Raw genomic sequence first — 22,425 nt, forward strand, 5'->3', positions numbered from 1 at the left:
AGAACGGGCCGGGCCGCTACCGGGATGATTCGGGCGTAACAGGGAGGAACATGCAGATGAGTGGCGATGCACAGCGCACGGTCGATGGCGAGCCGGTGCGTCCGGATTTCGTGCCGGCCGCGGCCTATATCTCCCGCGACTATGTCATCCTGGAAAAGCAGCTTCTTTGGCCGAAGGTCTGGCAGATGGCCTGCCGGGAGGAGGAGATCGCCGAACCCGGCCATTACGTCACCTACGATATCGCCGATGAGTCCATCACCGTCGTGCGGCAGCAATCGGGCGCCATCGCCGCCTTTTACAATGTCTGTTCTCACCGCGGCCGCCGCCTGACGGAAGGCTGCGGCAAGATGGGGCGCTTCCATTGCCGCTATCACGGCTGGAAATGGTCGCTGGAGGGCCAGCCCGTCGATGTCGTGGACCGGCAGGATTGGGGCGATTGCCTGAAGGACGAGGATATCGCGCTGGTGCCGGTCAAGGTCGGCACCTGGGGCGGCTGGGTCTTCATCAACATGAACCCCGACGCCGAACCGCTGGAAGAGTTCCTGGAACCCGCCAAATCCATGCTGGATGCGTTCGAGTTCGACAAGATGCGCTATGTCTGGCGCAAAAGCGTCGTCATGCCCTGCAACTGGAAAGTGGCGCTGGAGGCCTTCAACGAAGGCTATCACGTGCAGACGACGCACCGGCAACTGCTACCCTATTTCGATGACATGACCTACAGCGCCGCCAAGGGCAGGCATGGCATGTTCGGCTATGCGCCGACCGCCCTGTTCGGGCTGCCCAGCCCGCGCCTGGAAGGGGTGAAGGGCGATCTCCGCAAGGGTCTGTACCAGTTCAACCAGGAAATCTGGGACACGCTGAAGGCCACGACAACCGAAGAGATGCTGGCGGCGGGCAAACGCCTGATGGAATTGCCGGAGGACAGCGACGTTTACGCGGTCTATGGCGCTTTCGCCCAGTTCCATCGGGAGGAGGCGGCGAAGAACGGCCGGCCCTATCCCGATATTCCCATCGAAACGCTGATGGCCGCCGGTACGGATTGGCACATCTTCCCCAACCTGGTCTTCCTGCACCAGCCGACCAACGTGCTGTTCTACCGGGCCCGTCCCAATGGCGACGATCCCGATAGCTGCATTTTCGAGATCAACGTCATGGAACGGTTCGCCGAGGGGGCGGAGCCGGGCGTTGAGGTCGAGCATGGTGCCGACTGGGCCAAGGTCGATTGGGGCCTGATCCTGGAACAGGATTTCGCCAATATGGGCGAGGTGCAGAAGGGCATGAAGTCGCGCGCGTTCAAGGGCGCCCGCACCAGCCCGGTCCAGGAACGGGCCATCAGCAATTTCCACGCGACGCTGCACCATTATCTGGCGGACAAGAACTGATGACGAACCAGGCCTGGGACGAAAGCACGGATTTCATCATCATCGGGTCCGGCGGCGGGTCGATGGCGGCCGGTCTGTACCTGAAAACCATCGGCAAGCAGCCGCTGATCCTGGAGAAGACCGACAAGATCGGCGGGTCGACGGCCATGTCGGGCGGGGTTTTGTGGGTGCCCAACAACCCCTTGCAGGCCCGTCACGGCATCAAGGACAGCGAGGAGGCGGCCCGCACCTACCTTTACCGCGTCGTCGGCGATGATGCCGGTCCCGGATCGACCCCGGCCCGCAAGGACGCCTTCCTGAAGGCGGGGCCGGAGATGGTGCGCTTTCTGGAGGCGCAGGGGATGGCGTTCATCCGCGCCCATGGCTGGTCGGACTATTACGACGACCTGGAGGGCGGCTGTCCGGAAAGCCGGTCGCTGGCTGCCCCCATGCTGCATGCCAGGGAGATGGGGCCGCTGTTCGACAGGCTGCGGCTGGGACCCATGGTCATGCCGCTGCCCGTCGACCAGACCCGCAACATCACCCTGGCCACCCGGACGCCGCGTGGCATGTGGGAAGGTGTGAAACTGCTGTGGCGTCTGCGGCAGGCGCAGAAGACGGGCAAGCCCATGCTGTCCTATGGCGGGTCCCTGCAGGGCCGCATGCTGATGCTGGCCGATGCCAAGGGCGTGCCCATCCGCACCGATACCGGCGTGGTGGAACTGGTGGAGACGGCCGGAAGGGTCACCGGTGTCGTTACCCGTGGTCCCGACGGTGTCACGCGCCGCATCCAGGCGCGCGACGGGGTGCTGATCAATGCCGGTGGCTTCTCCCATAATCAGCGCATGCGTGACCAATACGGGCCCAAGCCGGCGTCTACCGGCTGGACCAATGCCAATCCCGGCGACACGGGCGAGATGATCGAGATCGCCCAGGCCCATGGTGCCGCCCTGGACCTGATGGATCAGGCCTGGTGGGTGCCGGGCACGCTGCCGCCATCGGGTGAGGTCTACATGCACGTGACCGACCTGTCGAAGCCGCACGTCATCGTCGTCGGCCAGAACGGCCGGCGCATCATGAATGAAAGCCAGTCCTACATGGCGAACGGCCAGGCGCTGTACAGGGCCGGCGTGCCGGCCTGGGTGATCATGGACAGCCGCCATCGCCAGCGCTATGCCTGGGGCACCCAGCCGCCGGGCAAGACCCCGGCCGACTGGGAGACCAGCGGATACATGCTAAAGGCCGACAGCCTGCGCGAACTGGCGGTGAAGACCGGGCTGGACCCCGACACACTGACGGAGGAGGTGGCGCGCTTCAATGGCTTCGCCGCCACCGGCCGGGATCTGGACTTCCACCGCGGTGAACGCGCCTATGACAATTGGTTCGGCGATCCCTGGACCAAGCCCAATCCCAACCTGGGCGCCATCGACAAGCCGCCTTTCCTGGCCTTCAAGATGGTGCCGGGCGATGTCGGCACGGCCGGTGGCATCGTCACGGACGAACATGCCCGGGTCCTGCGGGGGGATGGCAGTGCCATCGACGGGCTCTATGCCACGGGCAACAGCACGGCTTCGGTGATGGGACGGGTCTATCCGGGCGCGGGGGCCAGCATCGCCGCTTCCTTCGTGTTCGCCTGGCTGGCCGCGCGGCACGCCTGCGGGGACTGATTGCCCCTTCACAACCTTCACCAATTCGCAGGATCGTCTCGGCAAATCTTCACCATTTCAGCCATTCACCAAGCGGTGTCCTCTCCCGATGATGCGGGCATCGGCGAAGGTTGGGAACAGCCCTCCTGTCGCTGCCATGCATCATACGGACAGGAAACAGCCCCATGAACGCCATAGCGCCCGACGCCGCGGCATCCGTTCCCTTCAAGCCCAAGAAATCCGTGGCCCTGTCCGGCGTCACCGCCGGCAACACCGCGCTTTGCACGGTCGGCAAGTCCGGCAACGATCTGCATTACCGCGGCTATGACATCCTGGAAATCGCCGAACGCTGCGAGTTCGAGGAGGTGGCCCATCTGCTGGTCCATGGCAAGCTGCCGACCGGTGCCGAACTGCGCGCCTACAAGGCCCGGCTGCGCGCCATGCGCGGCCTGCCGACCCATGTGAAGCAGGCCCTGGAATGCCTGCCCGCATCGGCCCATCCCATGGATGTGATGCGCACCGGTGTGTCGGCGCTGGGCTGCGCCCTGCCGGAAAAGGACGATCACAACATTCCCGGTGCGCGCGACATCGCCGACCGGCTGATGGCGTCGCTGGGGTCGATGCTGCTTTACTGGTATCACTGGTCGACCAATGGCAAGCGCATCGAGGTCGATACCGACGATGACAGCATCGGGGCGCATTTCCTGCACCTGCTGCACGGGAAGAAGCCATCGCCCTTGTGGGAACGGGCGATGCATACCTCCCTGATCCTTTATGCCGAGCATGAATTCAACGCCTCCACTTTCACCGGCCGCGTCATCGCCGGCACGGGCTCGGACATGTATTCCGCCATCACGGGGGCCATCGGTGCCCTGCGGGGACCCAAGCATGGCGGCGCCAACGAGGTCGCGTTCGAGATTCAGAAGCGTTACGACAACCCCGACGAGGCGGAAGCCGACATCCGCGCCCGTGTGGAACGCAAGGAGGTCGTGATCGGCTTCGGCCATCCCGTCTACACCGTGTCGGACCCGCGAAACGAGGTGATCAAGCGCACCGCCCTGCAATTGTCGCAGGAGGCCGGATCGACGAAGATGTTCGATATCGCCGCCCGGCTGGAAGCCGTGATGTGGGAAGTGAAGCGCATGTTCCCGAACCTGGACTGGTTCAGCGCCGTCTCCTACCACATGATGGGTGTGCCGACCGCGATGTTCACGCCCCTGTTCGTCATCGCCCGCACCTCGGGCTGGGCCGCGCATATCATCGAACAGCGTATCGACAACAAGATCATCCGGCCCAGCGCCAATTATGTCGGCCCGGAAGACCGCGCCTTCGTCGCCATCGACCAGCGGCAGTGAGGCTACGCCATGAACAACGCCTACCGTAAGCGGCTGCCCGGCACGCCGCACGATTATTTCGACGCGCCCGCCGCCGTCGATGCCATCCGCCCCGGCGCCTGGGCCGGCCTGCCCTATGTATCCCGCGTGCTGGCCGAACAGTTGGTGCGCCGCTGCGACACGGCCCTGCTGCCCGATGCGCTGCGCCAGTTGGTGGAACGGCGGCGCGACCTGGATTTCCCCTGGTATCCGGCCCGTGTCGTCTGCCACGACATATTGGGCCAGACGGCCCTGGTCGATCTGGCCGGGCTGCGTGATGCCATCGCGGATCAGGGCGGTGACCCGGCCAGGGTCAACCCGGTGGTGCCGACACAGTTGATCGTCGATCATTCGCTGGCCGTCGAATATGCGGGTTTCGACCCGCAGGCGTTCGAGAAGAACCGCGCCGTGGAGGATCGCCGCAACGAGGACCGGTTCCATTTCATCGAATGGACCAGACGCGCCTTTGAGAATGTCGATGTGATTCCGGCCGGCAACGGGATCATGCACCAGATCAATCTGGAGAAGATGTCCCCCGTCATCCAGGTGCGTGACGGTGTTGCCTTCCCCGACACCTGCGTCGGCACAGACAGCCATACGCCGCATGTCGATGCGCTCGGCGTCATTGCGATTGGGGTGGGCGGGCTGGAGGCGGAAACGGTGATGCTAGGCCGGGCATCCATGATGCGGTTGCCCGACATTGTCGGGGTGCGCCTGACGGGCAGGCCGTCGCCGGGTATCACCGCCACGGATATCGTGCTGTCCCTGACGGCGTTCCTGCGCACGGAACGGGTGGTCGGCGCCTGGCTGGAATTCTTCGGGGAAGGGGCCGATATCCTGTCCATCGGCGACCGGGCCACCATTTCCAACATGTGCCCCGAATATGGCGCCACCGCCGCGATGTTCCATATCGACCGGCAGACCATCGATTACCTGCGCCTGACGGGGCGCGAGCCGGCGCAGGTGGCCTTGGTCGAAACCTATGCCAGGACGCTGGGCCTGTGGGCCGATGATCTGAAGACGGCCGCGTATGAGCGGGTGCTGTCTTTCGATCTGTCCGGTGTGGTGCGCACCATGGCCGGGCCCTCCAACCCGCACAGGCAGCTTCCGACCAGTGCCCTGGCCGAGCGGGGGATCGCCGTCGGCCTGGACCAGGCGCGTGACCAGGAAAGCGCCGGGCTGCTGCCCGACGGGGCCGTGATCATCGCCGCCATCACCAGTTGCACCAACACCTCCAACCCGCGCAACGTCGTGGCTGCCGGCCTGCTGGCGAAGAAGGCCAATGCGCTGGGGCTGGTCCGCAAGCCCTGGGTGAAAAGTTCCTTCGCGCCGGGGTCGAAGGTGGCGCGGCTGTATCTGGAAGAGGCGGGGCTGCTGGCGGAACTGGAAAAGCTGGGCTTCGGCATCGTCGCCTATGCCTGCACCACCTGCAACGGCATGTCCGGCGCCCTGGACCCCGCCATCCAGCGGGAGATTATCGAGCGCGACCTTTATGCGGCCGCTGTGCTGTCGGGCAACCGCAATTTCGACGGCCGCATCCATCCCTATGCCAAACAGGCCTTCCTGGCTTCCCCGCCGCTGGTCGTGGCCTATGCCATCGCGGGTACCGTGCGGTTCGATATCGAACGGGATGTGCTGGGTACCGATCCGCAGGGCAATCCCGTCACCCTGAAGGATTTGTGGCCCACCGACGCGGAGATCGATGAGATCGTCGCGGCCAGCGTGAAGCCGGAACAGTTCCGCCGGGTCTATGAACCGATGTTCGGTGCCGGGCGCGGCCGGGCGCGGCCGGTCAGCCCGCTATATGACTGGCGCCCGCAATCCACCTATATCCGCCGCCCGCCTTATTGGGATACCGAGGGGGTGGGGGCGCTGGCGGCCAATCCCCGCACGCTGAAGGACATGCGGCCGCTGGCCATCCTTCCCGATAATATCACGACCGACCACCTGTCGCCGTCCAACGCCATCCTGGCCAATTCGGCGGCAGGCGAGTACCTGACGCGGATGGGCGTGCCGGAGGAGGATTTCAATTCCTATGCCACCCATCGCGGTGACCATCTGACCGCCATGCGTGCCACCTTCGCCAACCCGCAACTGATCAACGAGATGGCTGTGGTCGACGGGGTGGTGCAGAAAGGATCGCTGACCCGGCTGGAACCCGACGGCAAGGTGATGCGGATGTGGGAGGCGATTGAGGCCTATCTGGACCGCCGTCGTCCCCTGATCATCATCGCCGGGGCCGATTACGGCCAGGGGTCCAGTCGCGACTGGGCCGCCAAGGGCGTGCGGCTGGCGGGGGTGGAAGCCATCGTGGCGGAAGGGTTCGAGCGCATCCATCGCACCAACCTGATCGGCATGGGTGTCCTGCCGCTGGAATTCAAACCGGGCACGACGCGCCTGACACTGGCCCTGGACGGCACGGAAACCTATGACGTGGCGGGGGATCGTCACCCCCGTGCCGATCTGACCCTGATCATCCGCCGCCGCAACGGAGAGCGGGTGCAGGTGCCTGTCACCTGCCGCCTGGACACAGAGGAGGAAGTGTCGATCTATGAGGCGGGCGGCGTGCTGCAGCGCTTCGCCCAGGATTTCCTGGCCTTGCAAAATCCGCAGAAGGAAGCGGTCTGATGGCGCCCGCACCGCAAATCCGCATTCCCGCCACCTATATGCGCGGCGGCACCAGCAAAGGTGTTTTCTTCCGTCTGGAAGACCTGCCCGAGACTTGTCGCGTGCCGGGGCTGGCGCGGGACCGGCTGTTCCAGCGGGTCATCGGCAGCCCCGACCCCTATGGCAAGCAGATCGACGGCATGGGGGGCGCCACGTCCAGCACCAGCAAATGCGTGATCCTGTCCAGGAGCAGCAAACCCGGCCATGATGTTGACTATCTCTATGGTCAGGTCGCCATCGACAGCGATTTCGTCGACTGGTCGGGCAATTGCGGCAACCTGTCCACGGCGGCCGGTGCCTTTGCCATCCAGGCCGGGCTGATCGACCCGGCCCTTGTGCCGGAAAACGGCACCTGCACGGTACGCATCTGGCAGGCCAATATCGGCAAGACCATCATCGCCCATGTCCCCGTCACCGGCGGCCAGGTGCAGGAAACCGGGGATTTCGACCTGGATGGCGTGACCTTTCCCGCGGCGGAAATCGTGCTGGAATTCCTGGACCCGGCGGAGGCGGGGGAGGGGAGCGGCGCGATGTTCCCCACCGGCAATCCGGTGGATGTGCTGGAGGTGCCGGACAGTATCGTGCCGGGAGGAAGGCTGCGGGCGACGCTGATCAATGCCGGCATTCCAACCATCTTCGTGAATGCCGCTGAAATCGGTTATCACGGCACGGAACCGCAGGGCGCCATCAATGAGGACCCCGCCGCCCTGGCCCGGCTGGAAACGCTGCGCGCCATCGGTGCGATGCGCATGGGCCTGATTGCGGATATGGACGGGGCTGCCCGGCGCCAGCACACGCCCAAGATCGCCTTCGTGGCCCCCCCCGCCGATTACACCGCCTCCAGCGGCACCCCCGTGAGGGCCGGGGAGATCGATCTGCTGGTCCGTGCCCTGTCCATGGGCAAACTTCACCATGCCATGATGGGCACGGCGTCAGTCGCCATTGCCACGGCCGCATCCATTCCCGGCACGCTGGTCAATCTGGCGGCCGGGGGCGGCACGCGCGATGCCGTGCGCTTCGGTCACCCGTCCGGAACCCTGCGCGTCGGGGCCCAGGCAGCCCTGGTCGATGGCCGGTGGCAGGTCACCAAGGCCGTGATGAGCCGCAGTGCCCGCATCCTGATGGAAGGCTGGGTCCGCGTGCCCGCCGACAGTTTTTAGTTCGTGTTCCTCAAGTGCCGGCGCCGCATCCGCGGCTTGGCTTCACGCCGCACGTGCGGCGCGGCGGCAGTCGCCGCCGGAGAGGTTTTCGGTTCCTCGAAAACCTCTCTCAAGATTTAAGGAAAGCCCATGTCTACCCGCAAACAGCTCAAAGCCCTGGTCGAAGCCCGCCGTGGCGTGATCATGCCCGGCGCGTTCAATGCGCTTTCCGCCAAGGTGGTGGAGGATCTGGGGTTCGAGGCCATCTATGTCACCGGTGCCGGCGTCACCAATATGTGGTTCGGCATGCCGGATCAGGGCTTCATGGGTCTGGCGGAGATCGCCGACCACACGGCCCGCATCCGCGATACCGTGGAGGTGCCGCTGCTGGTGGATGCCGACACGGGTTTCGGCAACGCGCTGAACGTCTATCACACGGTCCGCACGCTGGAACGCGCGGGTGCCGACTGCATCCAGCTCGAAGATCAGGTGGCGCCCAAGCGGTGTGGCCATTTCAACGGCAAGGATGTCATCTCCACCGAGGAGGCGGTGTCCAAGATCAAGGCCGCCGTCGATGCAAGGCGCGATCCCGACCTGCTGATCATGGCCCGCACTGACGCCGCCGCCGTCCATGGGTTCGAGGCCGCGGTGGAGCGCGCGCAGCGGTTCGCGGAGGCCGGGGCCGATATCCTTTTCGTGGAGGCGGTGACCACGGCCGATGAGATACGCGCCCTGCCCCGGCGGCTGGACCGGCCGCAATTGATGAACATGGTGATCGGCGGCAAGACCCCGATCTTCAATGCCACGGAACTGGCCGATCTGGGCTATGGCATCGTGCTCTATGCCAATGCGGCCCTTCAGGGCGCGGTGATGGGCATGCAGAAGGCATTGACGGTTCTGCGCGACGAGAAGGAGGTGAAGGAGACCAGCGGCCTCGTCACCCCCTTCACCGAACGCCAGCGTCTGGTCGGCAAGCCCGCATGGGACGCGCTGGACAAGCGGTATAGCTGATGACCCCGTTCCGGTGACCGTACCCGGTCACCGGGACCTGGGATCAGGGGACGCCGGCGCGCAGGGTCCGGGCGGCGGCAACCATGCTGGCCAGGGCGGGAAGGACCTCCTCCCAGGTGCGTGTCTTCAGGCCGCAATCGGGGTTCACCCATAGCCGGTCGGCGGGAATACGCTCCGCCGCCTTCCGCATCAGCTTCACGATATGCCCTTGCGTCGGGATGTTGGGCGAATGGATGTCATAGACGCCGGGGCCGATCTGGTTGGGATAGGCGAAATCATCGAACGCATCCAGCAGTTCCATGTCCGACCGGGAGGTTTCGATGGTGATCACATCGGCATCCATGTCGGCGATCGACGCGATGATGTCATTGAACTCCGAATAGCACATATGGGTGTGGATCTGGGTTTCATCCGCCACACCATTGGCTGCGATCCGGAAGCTTTCCACGGCCCAGCCCAGATAATCGGCCCATTGCGCCCGGCGCAGGGGCAGCCCTTCGCGCAGGGCCGCCTCATCGATCTGGATGATGCGGATACCGGCCCTCTCCAGGTCCAGAACCTCCTCCCGGATGGCCAGCGCCAGTTGCAGGCAGGAGGCGGACCGCGGCTGGTCATCGCGCACGAAGGACCAGTTCAGGATGGTCACCGGACCGGTCAGCATGCCCTTCATGGGCTTGTCCGTCAGGGATGCGGCGTAGGTGATCCAGTCCACCGTCATGGGTTTCGGCCGGCTGATGTCACCGAACAGGATCGGAGGCTTCACACAGCGCGAGCCATATGATTGTACCCAGCCGCCCTGGCTGAAGGCATAGCCTTCCAACTGTTCACCGAAATATTCCACCATGTCGTTGCGCTCGGCTTCGCCATGCACCAGCACATCCAGGCCCAGGGCTTCCTGCTCGCGCACGGCACGGCCGATTTCCGCCTGCATGGCAAGCAGGTAGGCAGCCTCGTCGATGCCGCCGGCCTTGAACTGGCTGCGGGCCAGCCGGATTTCCCGCGTCTGGGGGAAGGAACCGATGGTGGTGGTGGGAAAGCGGGGCAGGTCCAGGCGCGCCGCCTGCAAGGCTGCGCGCGCCGCAAACGGGCTGCGGCGATGGCCCGATCCGGCATCGATATGGGCCAGGGCCGCCTGTACGGCCGGGTTGTTGACGCGGCGGCTGTTGCGGCGGGCGTCGATGGCGGCGCGGTTGGCGGCCAGTTCGTCGGCCACGGCGGCGCGCCCCTGCGCCAGGGCCTGGGCCAGCACGTTGATTTCCGCCAGTTTCTGGATGGCGAAGGCCAGCCACGACCTGATTTCGGGGTCCAGCTTGCGCTCTCCCTCCAGATCCACCGGCACGTGCAGCAGGGAACAGGAAGGGGCGATCCACAGCCGCTCGCCCAGCCGCGCCGCAACCGGCTCCAGCCAGTCCAGCACGGCCTCCAGGTCGGTCTTCCAGATGTTGCGGCCATTGACGACGCCCAGCGAGATCACACAACCGGCCGGTGCCGTGCGGATCAGCGCATCCACCTCGTCCCTGGCATTGATGGCATCCAGGTGGATGCCATGGACGGGCAGGGCCGTGACAAGGTCCAGATTCTCCCGCAACGGGCCGAAATAAGTGGCCAGCAGCAGCTTTACCCCGCTGTCCTTCAGCGTCTCATAGGTCCGTGTGAAGGCATCGCGCCATTCCGGCGCCAGTTCGGTGACCAGGATCGGCTCATCCACCTGCACCCATTCCACGCCCCGGGCGGCGAGGGTCGCCAGCAGTTCGGCATAAGCCGGCAACAGACGGGGCAGCAGGTCCAGCCGGTCGCACCCGTCCTTGGCCTTGCCGATGGCCAGATAGGTCACGGGGCCGATGATCACCGGCTTGGCCCGCACACCTTGCGCCTGCGCCTCGGCAAGCTGTTCCAGCAGGCGGGAGGGGTCGGGCTCGAAGCGGGTATCGGTATCGAATTCCGGAACGATGTAATGATAGTTGGTGTCGAACCATTTCGTCATCTCGCCGGCCGTGACACCGCCGCAGCAGCCGCCCTCCCCGCCGGTGGCCTGCGAGCGGCCCCGCGCCACGCGGAAGTAATTGTCCAGCGGATGGCCGTGGAAATCCCGCACACGTGCCGGCAGGTTACCCAGCGTGAAGCTCATGTCCAGCACCTGGTCATAGAAGGCGAAGTCGCCGACCGGCACAAGATCCAGGGCCTGCTGCTCTCCCCAATGGCGGGCGCGCAGTTCGCTGCCCGTCCGCAGCAGGTCCTCGCGGGGACAGAGCCCCTTCCAATAGGCTTCCAGCGCAAATTTCAGTTCGCGGCGGGCACCGATGCGGGGAAAGCCGAGATTGTGGGTTGTCGTTGCCATGGTCCTTGCCTTGGGGTCGTGAACGGGGGTCGTGAACGGGCGTTGAGGAAACGACTGGGACCTTAAGAGGCATGTTCCATGAAGAAAAATGGTATGATTTCATTTATCAATGAGGCTGGCTCATACATGAGGTCGGCATGGCGATCCTGGAACGCATCCATCTGTCCATCATCCGCGAGGTGGACCGGCACGGGTCGCTGACGGCGGCGGCCGGCCGGCTGAACCTGACGCAGTCGGCCCTGAGCCATTCGATCCGCAAGCTGGAGGAACAGATCGGGGTGGCCGTGTGGCACCGGGAGGGGCGCAGCCTGCGGCCCACACAGGCCGGGGAGTGGCTGCTGGCCGTGGCCAACCGTCTGCTGCCCCAACTGACCCATGCGGAGGAACGGCTGCGCCAGTTCGCCAAGGGGGAACGGGGAAACATGCGGATCGGCATGGAATGCCATCCCTGCTACCAGTGGCTTCTGAAGATCGTTGCGCCCTATCTGGATGCCTGGCCGCGGGTGGATGTGGATGTCCGGCAAAAGGTCCAGTTCGGCGGCATCGGCGCGCTGTTCGGCTACGATATCGACCTGCTTGTGACCCCGGACCCGCTGTTCAAGCCGGGTTTGCGGTTCGAACCGGTCTTCGATTACGAGCAGGTGCTGGTGGTGGGGCCGGAACACCGGTTGCGGCATGCGGACCATGTGGAGGCGCAGCAGGTGGCCGACGAGGTGCTGATCACCTATCCGGTGCCAACCGATCGGCTGGACATCTATACCCGGTTCCTGACGCCGTCCGGTGTCCGTCCCCGCCAGCACAAGGAGATCGAAACGACCGACATCATGCTGCTGATGGTCGCGCATGGGCGCGGCGTGGCGGCGTTGCCGCGTTGGATGGTGGCCGAGTTGGGCCCCAGGTTCGGGGTTCATCCCGTGCGTCTTGGCCCGGATGGTGTCGCCAAGCAGATTTTCCTCGGCTATCGGGAGGCGGATGCCGGGATCGACTATCTGCGCGCCTTTGTCGACCTGGCATTGAGCCATCGAGACGCCGTGACCGGTATGCAAATGGCGTGACCCGGTCACGTTCTGTATGATTACATTGCCGAATGATCGTGCCGCGGCCGCTCGGCATCATCGATGGCCAGCATCTGGAAATAGCCGCTCAGCACCAGCGCGCGTGGTCCGCCCGCCGGTGGCTGCATCATGCCATCCACCAGGATGGTCATCATGGTGCCGCGCATATGGACAAGGCGGGCCATCAGTTCCAGCCGGTGGCCGATGGGCACCGGCCGATGGAAGCGGACTTCATCCGCCGCCATCATCATCACGCGACCGTTGGTGTGGCGCCCGGCGGCGACCTGGGCGGCCCAGCCCATCAGCCGAAGGGCGTCGCCACCGGACAGCAGGTCATCCCGCCCGTCCGTGCCGCCGGCCAGGACGGTTTCCATCAGCAGGGTACCGGCTTGTGCCGGCTGCTTTTCCGTCATCGTCCCGATTACCGGCATGCCATCCCTCCAATCCACTTGCCATTCACGACGGCATTCTCAATATTTGCAAATAATCGGCCGTAGAATGGCTGAATTAGTGAATGTTTGTGCAGGGTTCCCTGCAAACATGTGAACGTTGTGAATGGTAAGATCATGCGCAAGCAGTTTGTCGGGGTCCGGCTGCGCCGGTTGCGGGAGGAAAAGGGGCTCAGTCAGGCTGCGCTGGCCCGTGCCTTGGCGCTTTCGCCCAGCTACCTGAACCAGTTGGAGCAGAACCTGCGGCCATTGACAGTGCCCGTCCTGCTGAAGATCAACGCGGTCTTCGGCGTCGATGTGCAGCTTTTCTCCGAGGACGAGGAGGCCCGGCTGGTCGCCGACATGCGGGAGGCGCTGACCGAGGCTGGGGTGGCTGACGGCGTGGCGCTGGCCGAACTGAAGGAACTGGCATCCAGCATGCCTTCCGTCGGCCGGGCGCTGCTGTCCCTGCATCGTCGTTACCGGGAGGCATCGGGACGCCTGGAACAGGTGTCCGCCCGGCTGGGGGAGGAATGGCAGGCGACGCCGAAACCGCTGATGCCGTTCGAGGAGGTGCGGGATTTCTTCTATGCCCGTCATAACCATGTCGAACCGCTGGACCTGGCGGCGTCGACACTGCACCGTGGGTCCAACCTGATCATCGGCAACATGGCGCCCGGTCTGATGGCGCATCTTTCCCGGCGGCATGATGTCCGGGTCGTGGTTGCGGAGAGTGGCACGGAGGGCGGCCGGACTTCCCGCCGCTATGACCGGGCCAGCCGGACGCTTCATCTTTCCGCCGACCTCACGGCGGGACAGCGGGCCTTCCACATGGCCACGCAGGTGGCGTTCCTGGAACAGGGGGAAGAATTGGACCGGCTGACCGCCCAGGCCGACTTCTCGGGTGAGGAGGCGCGGCGGCTGGCCCGCATCGGGCTTGCAAACTATTTCGCCGGTGCCGTCATCCTTCCCTATCAGCCGTTCCTGGCCGCCGCGGAGAGCCTGCGTTACGATATCGAGCGGCTGGAACGGCAGTTCGGTGTGGGATTCGAGACCGTCTGCCACCGGCTTTCCACCCTGCAAAAGCCCGATGCCCGGGGTGTGCCCTTTTTCTTCGTCCGGGTGGACCGGGCGGGCAACATCTCCAAACGCCAATCGGCCACGGATTTTCATTTCTCGCGCGTCGGCGGCTCCTGTCCGCTGTGGAACGTGTATGAGGCGTTCGCCCAGCCGGGCCGCATCCTGACCCAGCGGGCACTGATGCCGGATGGGCGGCAATATCTGTGGGTGGCACGCACGGTCAGCCACGGCGCGGGCGGCTATGGTGAACCGGCAAAGCAGTTCGCCATCGGTCTGGGCTGCGATATCCGCCACGCGGGGCGACTGGTCTATACGAAGGGCATGGACTTGTCCGACCCGGATGCGGCCACCCCCATCGGCGCCGGATGCAAGGTCTGCGAGCGGACGGATTGCGCCCAGCGCGCCTTCCCGGCCATCGGCCGTCACCTCGCCGTGGACGAAGCGGTGGCACGGTTCGCCCCCTATCGGGCGGAAGGCTGAAGACAGCGGGCTTTAAAGACCTGCCCGCAAGGTTCTCTATGCCTTTCCGGCCAGGACGGACCGGTCGATCCCCGCAATGTCGCGGCACCCCGTCAGCGCCATGGCCAGTTCAAGCTCGGCCCGCAGGATGCGGATGACATGGGCGACACCGGGGGCGCCCGCCGCGGCCAGGGCGAAGATATAGGGCCGCCCGATCAGCACGGCCCGCGCGCCAAGCGCCAGGGCGCGCAGCACATCGGCGCCCCGGCGGATGCCGCCATCCATCAGGACCGGGACGGCGTGGCCGGCCGCGGCCGCCACGGCGGGCAGCAGGTCGATGCTGGCCGGCATGCCATCCAGCGCACGGCCGCCATGATTGGAAACGATCACCCCGTCCATCCCGGCATCCACGGCGCGTCGCGCGTCATCGGGGTCCGTGATCCCTTTCAGCAGGATGGGCAGCCGTGTCAGCCCGCGCAGCCAGGCCAGATCGGCCCAGGTCGGGGCCTGTTCCAGCAGGGGCGTGCCGAACAGAAGGGCGTCCGGCGGGCCGGGTGGCGGCGGCCGCAGGCCCCGCAGGTTCACCGGGCCGATGCCGGGTGGCAGCACAAAGCCCGCGCGCTGTTCACGGTTGCGCAGGCCGTTGACGGGCGCATCGACCGTCACCACCAGTGCGCGGTATCCCGCCGCTTCCGCCTGATGGATCAGGCCGGCCGTGAATTCGCGGTCGGGCTGGATATAGAGCTGGAACCAGAGCGGCGCCTGCGCCTGCGCGGCGATGTCCTCCAGCCGGGTGCTGGCCTGTGTGCTGACCACCACGGCGGTGTCCAGCGCGCCGGCCGCCAGTACCGTGGCCAGTTCGCCATCCGGGTTCAGCATCCGCTGGAAGGCCACGGGCGCCAGCAGGATGGGGGCGGGCAACACCGTGCCGAACAGCGTGGTTTGGGTGCCGCCGCCGCACAGGTCACGCAGCACGCGCGATCGCAGGGGGAGGCGGGCGAAGGCGGCCACATTCTCCCGCAGGGTCCATTCATCGCCGGCCCCGCCCGCGAAATAGGCCCAGGCCGCTGCTGTCATGCGTTCATGCGCCAGTGGCTCGTAGTCGGCCAGGCACGTGACATGCGGCGGGATTCTGGTCAGCGGGGGCAGGGGATCGGTCATCTTTCCGGCCGTTCACGCGGCAGAACGCGGGGCGGGTACGGCCGGTCGAATATCAGGCCGTGATATCAACGATCTGCCCGCGTCCCCCGCTGGGGGCCGCCCTGGTACCCTGGGTCTCGCCCTCCAACAGGGCGGTGACGGCCTGCTGGGCCTGATCGGAACTCTGCTTCACCTGTTCGGTCTGGAACTGGCCGCGGGCCTGCAGCATGTTTGTCGCCGAGGCGTATGCGGCTGAACTGTCAATCATCGTGGCACCGGCCATCGTTGGTTCCCGTCTGATGGGGGATTATAGCCCAGTGCGACCCGAAACCAAACCCCCTTGCGGGGGGTTCTGCCCCTGCCGCTTCGCCGGTCCCCATCACCCCAGCGTGCTCATGATCGAAAAACAAAGTGCATCGCCCTGCGCGTGAATGGTCTTCAGCGCGTCCTTGGGCAGCGGGATTTTCTTGTCGCGGCAATAGGCGACGATCAGGCGGGCAAGCTGGTAGCTTTCCACCTCCAGCTCTCCCCGTGCGCCGGGCTGGCCCGTCACGTCGCTCTGGATCCGGATGGAAGGTGGCGGCCCCTCGACGACCTGGACGCGGGTGATGCGCCGCGTGGGATCGAAGCCTTCCAGCGGCACCGTCTGGAACACCAGCTTCAGTTCGTCGTTGGAGAAGATGATATGCCGGATCTCTGTGATCATGGCGTGTCTTTCTTTTTTCGGGCCTGTCAGCCGGCGCGCTTCTTCTGTCGGCGACGATAGATGGTGCAGGGGTTGATTTCCAGCAGAGCCGCAGCCCGCGTGATGTTGCCATGACATAGCCGGATCGCCTGCTCGATCGCCTCCTCCTCCACCATCCAGAGGGGGCGGATGCGGCCTTCATCCTCTGCCCAGCCGGCCTCGCCACGGCCAGGCGGCGGCCCTGTCGGGGAGGGGGGGCGGCGCCCAGTCCGGGGATGGGCACGCCCGGAATGCCCAGCCCCCCGAACGGGCCCGAGGGCGGGGCGGCCAGATGCGGAAAAGCCTGCCCCATCTGGCTGGCCAGCGGGCCCGCCACCGCGGCCCAGCGCGGGTCCTGCAGGATGGGCGGCACGATCATGGTCGGCTTGTTCAGAGGTGGGGGGAACATGAAGGGCTTGATCTCCTCCCCATCGTTCAGCACCACCACGTTGCGCACGACATTCAACAATTGCCGCACATTGCCGGGCCAGTTGTAGGTGCGCAGAATCTCCTCCGCATCCCGGCTGAATCCCTTGAACTCCTTACGCTCCTCCCGCCCGAACTTGGTCAGGAAATGCCGCGCGATCAACAGGATGTCGTCCCCCCGCTCCCGCAGGGGCGGCAGTTCGATGGAGATGACCTGCAGGCGGTAGAACAAATCCTCCCGGAAACGGCCCGCCTGCACCTCGGCATAGGGGTCGCGGTTGGTGGCGCAGACGATGCGCACATCCACCGGCTCCAGCTTTTCGCTGCCCACCTTCTTGACCATGCCTGTCTGCAGGAACCGCAGCAGCTTGGCCTGCAGGGAAAGGTCCATCTCCCCGATCTCGTCCAGGAACAGGGTGCCGCCATCGGCCTGCAGCGCCGCACCGGCATGGTCGGTGCTTGCCCCCGTGAAGGCGCCCCGGACATGGCCGAAGATTTCCAATTCCATCAGATCCTTCGGAATCGCCGCGCAGTTGATGGCGATGAAGGGCCGGTCGCCGCGGGGGCTGCGGCGGTGGATGGCTTCCGCACAGACCTCCTTTCCCGTGCCGCTTTCCCCGGTGATGAACACCGTGGCCTTGGAAGGGGCCGCGGCTTCGATCAGGCGGTAGGCGGCCTTCATGGGCGGGGACGCGCCGATGAAGCCATAGAACTGGTCCGGGTCCGCCGCTTCCGGCGATGCGGCAACGGGCTTTCCGGTACGGCGTGGGGCGGCCGCGGGGGCGGGAGCATGGGCGGGACCCGGCGCCGACAGCACCGTGGAAACGGCACCGCGCAGCCGTTCCGTGCCCACGGGCAGCAACAGCACGTCGGCGGCCCCGGCCCGCATCGCATCGACGGCCACCTGCACCGACCCTAGCGCCGTCAGCACGATGGTGCGCGGCAGGCGTCCGTCCTGCCCCAATGCACGCAGCAGGTCGGTTCCCGGCATGTCGGGAATTTGAAGGTTGGTCAGCAGCAGGTCGATGGCCTGGTCGGCGATGGCGCTGCGGGCGCCCCGCGCGCTGTCCACGACGGAAATCCGGTATCCGTCGCGCTTCAGCGCGTTGACATAGGCCAGCGACAGCGACGGGGCCGGTTCCAGGATCAGGATATGGGGCGGTTGGTCAGGCATGGCGCCAGTATGGGCCGCGTCATTGCCTTCTGCAACAGGCCGATGCGTATTGCAGAAGAAATTTGCATGATGCAATGGTTCGCCGGGCCGGCTCGCCGGACATGCGGGAAGGTATTTCAGCTTTTCCGCCGATTTCCGGACGGAAACCATAGATATGGGGGGTGGCCCGGCGATTGCTTCTATTTCTCGTGATCCTCCCCACCGGCCCTGTGCCGGATATCGTTGACGCCGCGGGCACTGTCCATTGCCGGACCCTGTTCCCGCCGACGTTCCGGTTCACCGCGGCCGGGCCCACTTTTCGGTTCAGGGCGAAATGCGGGAACTCCGGCATGGCTGCCGCGCCCCGGCGGCCATGCCGGCTTCTTTTCTTCCCCCGTTCCTGCGCGCCGGGTCAGCCTTCCTCGATCTCCTCGGCATAGGGGAAATGGGCGTCGCCGCGCCCGTCACTGCCGAAACGCCAGACCTTGGGCTCGTCCAGCACCAGACGGCCGCTGGCAAGCTCGTCCATGATGGCGATGGACAGGTTGGCCCGCAGCCGGTCGGCCCAGGGGGTCATGGCGGCGGACCCTTGCTGAAGATAGGCCGGCGAATAAAGTGTATGGGCAATGCCCTCCGCATGGGACAGCAGGAAGCCGACGATATGGCGCGCGCAGTCGGCCGGTTCCAGTACGGGTTCTATCCCGGTCGCCGCTGCCGCCAGCACCGGATAGGCCAGATGTCCCCGTTCATCCAGCGCCGGGTCGCGGCCCAGCGCATCGGCGACGCGCGAAAGGTAGGCGGCACGGTGGGCCGGCAGTTCACGCAGGGCAATATCCAGAATCTGTCTGTGATGCATCGGGCTGGCTGTGCTGGTTGCGGGATATGCACGCCACAAGCCTGAACGATTGCGCCGCCCACGGCAACAAGATCAATGTAATCAATCGTATGTCCCTGCAGCCGGCCGGCACGCCCGCCCCGGGTGTGCCTTACCGGGGTGCCTCGTCCGGGCGTAGGGTCAGCACAGACACGCCGGATGCCGTCACCGCCACGGTATGCTCGAACTGGGCGGACAGCGACCCGTCCCGTGTGACCACCGTCCAGCCGTCATCCTCGGTCCTCACATGCCGCCGGCCCTGGTTGATCATCGGCTCGATGGTGAAGACCATGCCTTCGCGCAGTGCCAGGCCGGTGCCTGGTTTCCCGAAATGCAGGACCTGTGGTTCTTCGTGCATCTCCCGGCCGATGCCGTGGCCGCAATATTCCCTTACCACGGAATAGCCGTTCCGTTTGGCATGCCGCTCGATGGCCCAGCCGACATCCCCCAGCCGCGCCCCGGGCCTGACCGCCCTGATCCCCATCCACAGGGCCTCGTAGCTGGTCTGGACCAGCCGGCGGGTGGCGGGCGGCACGTCACCGACAAGATATGTCTTGCTGGAATCCGCGATATACCCGTCCTTTTCCAGCGTGATGTCGAAATTGACGATGTCCCCGTCCCGCAGCACATCGGACGGCGACGGCACGCCGTGGCACACCACATCATTGATCGAGGCGTTCAGCACGAAGCCATAGCCGTACTGTCCCTTGCTGGCGGGCCGGGCCTGAAGGTCGCGGACGATGAAATGCTCGACCATATCGTTGATTTCCATGGTCGAACGACCAGCCAGCGGCGTCCGGTCCAGCAGCGCGAAGACAGAGGCGAGCAGCCGGCCCGACTGCCCCAGCAACGCCAGTTCCCAGGGCTGCTTCGTCATGCCTCGCCCACCGCCAGCAACGGCGCCGAAACGCCCGCCGCACCCAGTTCCCGCGCCATGATCTCATTGAAGCCAAGCGTGGGATTGGTCTCGCACAGCATGCCCACCTTGATCCAGAAGGCCGCCTGCGCATTGATCGACCGGCACGAAACCTTGCTGGCCCGGCGTAGCTGGTCGTGCAGTTCATCATCGATATTCACGATGCCCATGGAATGTCTCGCTTATGGTTCATATACGAAACATATATGATTTGTACCGTGATGCCAAGGCGGGATTCCCCCTGGTCTGCGGTGTCCAGGGGGAGGGCGGCTTCAGAACCGTGTCCGCATCGACAGGGTGACGTTCCGGGGGTCGCCGAAGGTGTTGTAGGTGTTGGGCCCGCCGACGCGGGCGTAGTAGACCTTGTCGAACAGGTTGTTGACCGACAGGGACAGCGAGGTGTTCACCGTCACGGCATATCCGCCGTGAAGGCTGACCACGGCATAGGGTTCCTGCTCGCGCACATCCTTGACCCCGCCGCCCAGCAGCGTGCTTTGCGCCTGTACGCCGATCGCGGCCCAGCCGCGGTTCCAGCCCGGTGCCGCTGGCGTATATTTGGCGAACAGCTTCAGGCTGTGCTTGGGCTCCCAGGTGTCGAAGGCTTGGCCGACCAGCGCGGCGTTGGAGTTCTCCACATGCCGGGTGCGGATCAGGGAATAGCCGATGGACAGGTCCACGCCCGGATAGGGGCGGCCGGTGATCTCCGCATCCAGCCCTTCCACCTCAACCTCGCCCAGTTCCAGGAAAAAGCCGGGATGGTCGGGATCGGCGAAGGACCGGTTGACGTCGCGTGTATTATAGATGGCAAGCGAGGCCAGCAGCCCTTCACTAAAGAACGCCCCCTTGACGCCGCCCTCGACTTGCTTGCCGACGCGCGGGTTCAGCGGGGAACCGCCGCTGGCGTTCCATTTCATGGCTGTCTGCGGAATGAAGATATCCGAATAGCTGCCATAGAGCGTGATGTTGGGGCGCAGATAATAGACCAGCCCGCCATAGGGCGTGACCTCGCCGGAGGCATGGGCGCCGCGCGTGAAATCCGTGGGGCTGGGATGCGGTGCGATGTTCCGGCTTTTGGAGGTGAAATCGCTGATCCTGGCCCCGGCCACGGCGATCAGCCCGTCGATCAGTTCGAACCGGCCCTGACCATAAAAGCCGCTCTGGTCGACCCGCGTCTGGTTGCCGTTATTGAAGACGAAATCCGGGCGGGGCACATTGGCCGCATCCTCCAGCGGGATGCCGCTGCCGGCCGGGGTGCCGGTATAGGGCACATTGTTCACGCCGGCGCTGGCCACATCATAGAGTTCCCAGCTATAGCCCATGGTCAGCGTGTGTTTGCGCCCGAACAGATTCAGCGGACCCGACGCATAGAGGTCCAGGCCCGTGCGCTCGGTCGTGCCGTCATTGGTGCGGCGGTTATAGCTGGAAAAGCGGTTGGTCACCGGGTTCAGGCCGATGCCGGGTGTGGGGTACCCGTCGGTGAATATCTTGTTCTGTTCCCGATAGGTCAGCTTGGACCGGACAACCCAGTCATTGGCGAAGACGTGCCGCACATCGCCTGAATATTCGATGGTTTCATAAACGTTCAGGTTCCAGTCCGGATATTGGTTGGTGGACCGGGGAACGTCGATGAACTGGTTGTGCAGCGGATGGCCGGCCAGGAGGTAATTGGCCAGGCCCATGCTCATGGCCTCGCCCCGATCATCCTGATAGGTGATCATGGCAGAGGCCGTGGTGCGCTCCGTCACGTCGTAATCCAGCACGCCATAGGCGACGACTTTTTCCTCGTGCGAGCGGTCGGTAAAGAATTCGCGGTTGAGGTAGGAGCCGGTGACGCGCGCCCGCAGCCGGCCATCGGCCGTCAGGGGCCCGCCGATATCCATTTCCGCCCGGTAATTGTTCCAGGTGCCGATCGAGGCGCCGAAACTGGCTGCCGCCTTGTCCAGCCCGCGCTTGCGCACGAAATTGGCCGTGCCGCCGGGCTGTCCGGACCCTTTGAAAATGCCGGCCGGGCCCCGCAGCACTTCGATCTGTTCATAGACGATCAGGTCGAAATCCTGGGCCTGCCCACTATTGTAGGCGGGAATGCCGTCATAGGAGACGTCAAGAAGATACCCGCGTGAGCGGATCTGTCCGATCAGCCCGTCCCAGGTGGTGACATGCACCCCCGGCACTTGCGCAAGGGCGTCGACCATCGTCACCAGATTCTGGTCCTGGATGCGCTGCTGCGTGATGACGCTGATGGAATTGGGCACTTCCAGCACCGACACCGGTTCCTTCCCGCCGATGGTGACCAACCGTGCAGCATAGCTCTGCTTGGTCGCCTCCACCACGATGGGGTTGATCGGCGCGTCACCATCCTGTGCCCAGGCGGCCGGCGCCAGACAGGTGGTGACCAGCAGGGCACAAGTCATGGACGCCCTGTTGAAACGGGCGGGGTTCGGAAGGTGCTGGGACATGAGGGCTGCCGTTCTTTGTTGGCTTTATGATGCGCCGCACAACATATGTAACGTTATAACATTTATCAACAGGGTTCCGCGCCGATGCGGAAACCCATACCCGGATACCAGCCGCGAACGGTCGCGCCATAAAAACAATATGGCTCCAATCTTGTATCTATGAATTTTATGGATCTTAA

The 22,425-nt window shown here is 65.1% G+C and carries 17 protein-coding genes and 1 pseudogene; 8 read left to right on the forward strand and 10 right to left on the reverse strand.

Translation table 11 applies throughout. The features are described from left to right. Positions 1-56 precede the first annotated feature (56 nt). The 6 genes from ABC728_RS05765 to ABC728_RS05790 all read left to right on the forward strand — a co-directional run bounded on the left by ABC728_RS05765 (position 57) and on the right by ABC728_RS05790 (position 9,197). Complete coding sequence (locus ABC728_RS05765) at positions 57-1,382, forward strand: aromatic ring-hydroxylating oxygenase subunit alpha (protein ID WP_416619213.1); 1,326 nt, start codon at positions 57-59, stop codon at positions 1,380-1,382. Next, the gene (locus ABC728_RS05770; RefSeq protein WP_416619212.1) at positions 1,382-3,028 is read left to right on the forward strand and encodes an FAD-binding protein; all 1,647 of its coding nucleotides are present in this window, start codon (positions 1,382-1,384) and stop codon (positions 3,026-3,028) included. Before ABC728_RS05765 ends, ABC728_RS05770 begins: the two co-directional genes overlap by 1 nt. 164 nt (positions 3,029-3,192) lie before the next feature. Then, positions 3,193-4,362 carry a bifunctional 2-methylcitrate synthase/citrate synthase gene (gene prpC / locus ABC728_RS05775; RefSeq protein ID WP_416619211.1) on the forward strand — a complete coding sequence of 390 codons (1,170 nt, stop codon included), beginning with the start codon at positions 3,193-3,195 and terminating at the stop codon, positions 4,360-4,362. A gap of 9 nt (positions 4,363-4,371) precedes the next feature. Continuing rightward, positions 4,372-7,008 carry a Fe/S-dependent 2-methylisocitrate dehydratase AcnD gene (acnD, locus tag ABC728_RS05780; protein WP_416619210.1) on the forward strand — a complete coding sequence of 879 codons (2,637 nt, stop codon included), beginning with the start codon at positions 4,372-4,374 and terminating at the stop codon, positions 7,006-7,008. Then, a complete protein-coding gene (gene prpF / locus ABC728_RS05785) occupies positions 7,008-8,207 on the forward strand; it encodes a 2-methylaconitate cis-trans isomerase PrpF (RefSeq protein ID WP_416619209.1) in 1,200 nt (399 codons plus the stop codon). The genes acnD and prpF overlap by 1 nt, the downstream gene beginning before the upstream one ends. 129 nt (positions 8,208-8,336) lie before the next feature. Beyond that, positions 8,337-9,197 (forward strand): isocitrate lyase/PEP mutase family protein, encoded by an 861-nt coding sequence (locus tag ABC728_RS05790; protein WP_416619208.1) that lies wholly within the window; start codon positions 8,337-8,339, stop codon positions 9,195-9,197. A 43-nt stretch (positions 9,198-9,240) separates the two neighbouring features. On the opposite strand, the gene metE is transcribed toward ABC728_RS05790, so the two are convergent. Further along, complete coding sequence (gene metE / locus ABC728_RS05795; RefSeq protein ID WP_416619207.1) at positions 9,241-11,535, reverse strand: 5-methyltetrahydropteroyltriglutamate--homocysteine S-methyltransferase; 2,295 nt, start codon at positions 11,533-11,535, stop codon at positions 9,241-9,243. 137 nt (positions 11,536-11,672) lie between these two features. Here metE and ABC728_RS05800 point away from each other — a divergent pair, with 137 nt between their 5' ends. Next, on the forward strand, positions 11,673-12,590 hold the full coding sequence (locus ABC728_RS05800) for a LysR family transcriptional regulator (RefSeq protein ID WP_416619206.1): 918 nt from the start codon (positions 11,673-11,675) through the stop codon (positions 12,588-12,590). A 20-nt stretch (positions 12,591-12,610) separates the two neighbouring features. Here ABC728_RS05800 and ABC728_RS05805 read toward each other — a convergent pair whose 3' ends face one another. Continuing rightward, a complete protein-coding gene (locus ABC728_RS05805; protein WP_416619205.1) occupies positions 12,611-13,021 on the reverse strand; it encodes an acyl-CoA thioesterase in 411 nt (136 codons plus the stop codon). A gap of 135 nt (positions 13,022-13,156) precedes the next feature. On the opposite strand from ABC728_RS05805, the gene ABC728_RS05810 reads away from it, so the two are divergent. Next, positions 13,157-14,578, forward strand: a complete 1,422-nt coding sequence (locus ABC728_RS05810) for a short-chain fatty acyl-CoA regulator family protein (RefSeq protein WP_416619204.1) — start codon at positions 13,157-13,159, stop codon at positions 14,576-14,578. Between the two features lie 36 nt (positions 14,579-14,614). Here ABC728_RS05810 and ABC728_RS05815 read toward each other — a convergent pair whose 3' ends face one another. The 8 genes and pseudogenes from ABC728_RS05815 to ABC728_RS05850 all read right to left on the reverse strand — a co-directional run bounded on the left by ABC728_RS05815 (position 14,615) and on the right by ABC728_RS05850 (position 22,246). Next, positions 14,615-15,718 (reverse strand): alpha-hydroxy acid oxidase, encoded by a 1,104-nt coding sequence (locus tag ABC728_RS05815; protein WP_416619203.1) that lies wholly within the window; start codon positions 15,716-15,718, stop codon positions 14,615-14,617. 52 nt (positions 15,719-15,770) lie between these two features. Further along, positions 15,771-15,926, reverse strand: a complete 156-nt coding sequence (locus tag ABC728_RS05820) for a hypothetical protein (RefSeq protein WP_416619202.1) — start codon at positions 15,924-15,926, stop codon at positions 15,771-15,773. A gap of 150 nt (positions 15,927-16,076) precedes the next feature. After that, positions 16,077-16,403: a hypothetical protein gene (locus ABC728_RS05825; protein ID WP_416619201.1), complete on the reverse strand. Its 327-nt coding sequence runs from the start codon at positions 16,401-16,403 to the stop codon at positions 16,077-16,079. Between the two features lie 26 nt (positions 16,404-16,429). Further along, a pseudogene (locus ABC728_RS05830) lies at positions 16,430-18,021 on the reverse strand (sigma-54-dependent transcriptional regulator). Positions 18,022-18,412: 391 nt separating this feature from the next. Continuing rightward, entirely contained in the window at positions 18,413-18,856 is a 444-nt protein-coding gene (locus ABC728_RS05835; protein WP_416619199.1) for a hypothetical protein, read from the reverse strand. A 130-nt stretch (positions 18,857-18,986) separates the two neighbouring features. Next, positions 18,987-19,751: a type I methionyl aminopeptidase gene (gene map / locus ABC728_RS05840; RefSeq protein ID WP_416619198.1), complete on the reverse strand. Its 765-nt coding sequence runs from the start codon at positions 19,749-19,751 to the stop codon at positions 18,987-18,989. Further along, positions 19,748-19,960, reverse strand: coding sequence for a ParD-like family protein (locus tag ABC728_RS05845; protein WP_416619197.1), 213 nt, complete (start codon positions 19,958-19,960; stop codon positions 19,748-19,750). Before ABC728_RS05845 ends, map begins: the two co-directional genes overlap by 4 nt. 102 nt (positions 19,961-20,062) lie before the next feature. Then, positions 20,063-22,246 (reverse strand): TonB-dependent siderophore receptor, encoded by a 2,184-nt coding sequence (locus tag ABC728_RS05850; RefSeq protein WP_416619196.1) that lies wholly within the window; start codon positions 22,244-22,246, stop codon positions 20,063-20,065. Between the last annotated feature and the right edge of the window lie 179 nt (positions 22,247-22,425).

The sequence above is a fragment of the Niveispirillum fermenti genome (genome assembly GCF_052474395.1).

Excerpts from the sequence above, each read along its gene's own strand:
- ABC728_RS05765 (WP_416619213.1), top strand. The coding sequence starts at position 57 with ATGAGTGGCGATGCACAGCGCACGGTCGATGGCGAGCCGGTGCGTCCG.
- ABC728_RS05770 (WP_416619212.1), top strand. The coding sequence starts at position 1,382 with ATGACGAACCAGGCCTGGGACGAAAGCACGGATTTCATCATCATCGGG.
- prpC (WP_416619211.1), top strand. The coding sequence starts at position 3,193 with ATGAACGCCATAGCGCCCGACGCCGCGGCATCCGTTCCCTTCAAGCCC.
- acnD (WP_416619210.1), top strand. The coding sequence starts at position 4,372 with ATGAACAACGCCTACCGTAAGCGGCTGCCCGGCACGCCGCACGATTAT.
- prpF (WP_416619209.1), top strand. The coding sequence starts at position 7,008 with ATGGCGCCCGCACCGCAAATCCGCATTCCCGCCACCTATATGCGCGGC.
- ABC728_RS05790 (WP_416619208.1), top strand. The coding sequence starts at position 8,337 with ATGTCTACCCGCAAACAGCTCAAAGCCCTGGTCGAAGCCCGCCGTGGC.
- metE (WP_416619207.1), bottom strand. The coding sequence starts at position 11,535 with ATGGCAACGACAACCCACAATCTCGGCTTTCCCCGCATCGGTGCCCGC.
- ABC728_RS05800 (WP_416619206.1), top strand. The coding sequence starts at position 11,673 with ATGGCGATCCTGGAACGCATCCATCTGTCCATCATCCGCGAGGTGGAC.
- ABC728_RS05805 (WP_416619205.1), bottom strand. The coding sequence starts at position 13,021 with ATGCCGGTAATCGGGACGATGACGGAAAAGCAGCCGGCACAAGCCGGT.
- ABC728_RS05810 (WP_416619204.1), top strand. The coding sequence starts at position 13,157 with ATGCGCAAGCAGTTTGTCGGGGTCCGGCTGCGCCGGTTGCGGGAGGAA.
- ABC728_RS05815 (WP_416619203.1), bottom strand. The coding sequence starts at position 15,718 with ATGACCGATCCCCTGCCCCCGCTGACCAGAATCCCGCCGCATGTCACG.
- ABC728_RS05820 (WP_416619202.1), bottom strand. The coding sequence starts at position 15,926 with ATGCTGCAGGCCCGCGGCCAGTTCCAGACCGAACAGGTGAAGCAGAGT.
- ABC728_RS05825 (WP_416619201.1), bottom strand. The coding sequence starts at position 16,403 with ATGATCACAGAGATCCGGCATATCATCTTCTCCAACGACGAACTGAAG.
- ABC728_RS05835 (WP_416619199.1), bottom strand. The coding sequence starts at position 18,856 with ATGCATCACAGACAGATTCTGGATATTGCCCTGCGTGAACTGCCGGCC.
- map (WP_416619198.1), bottom strand. The coding sequence starts at position 19,751 with ATGACGAAGCAGCCCTGGGAACTGGCGTTGCTGGGGCAGTCGGGCCGG.
- ABC728_RS05845 (WP_416619197.1), bottom strand. The coding sequence starts at position 19,960 with ATGGGCATCGTGAATATCGATGATGAACTGCACGACCAGCTACGCCGG.
- ABC728_RS05850 (WP_416619196.1), bottom strand. The coding sequence starts at position 22,246 with ATGTCCCAGCACCTTCCGAACCCCGCCCGTTTCAACAGGGCGTCCATG.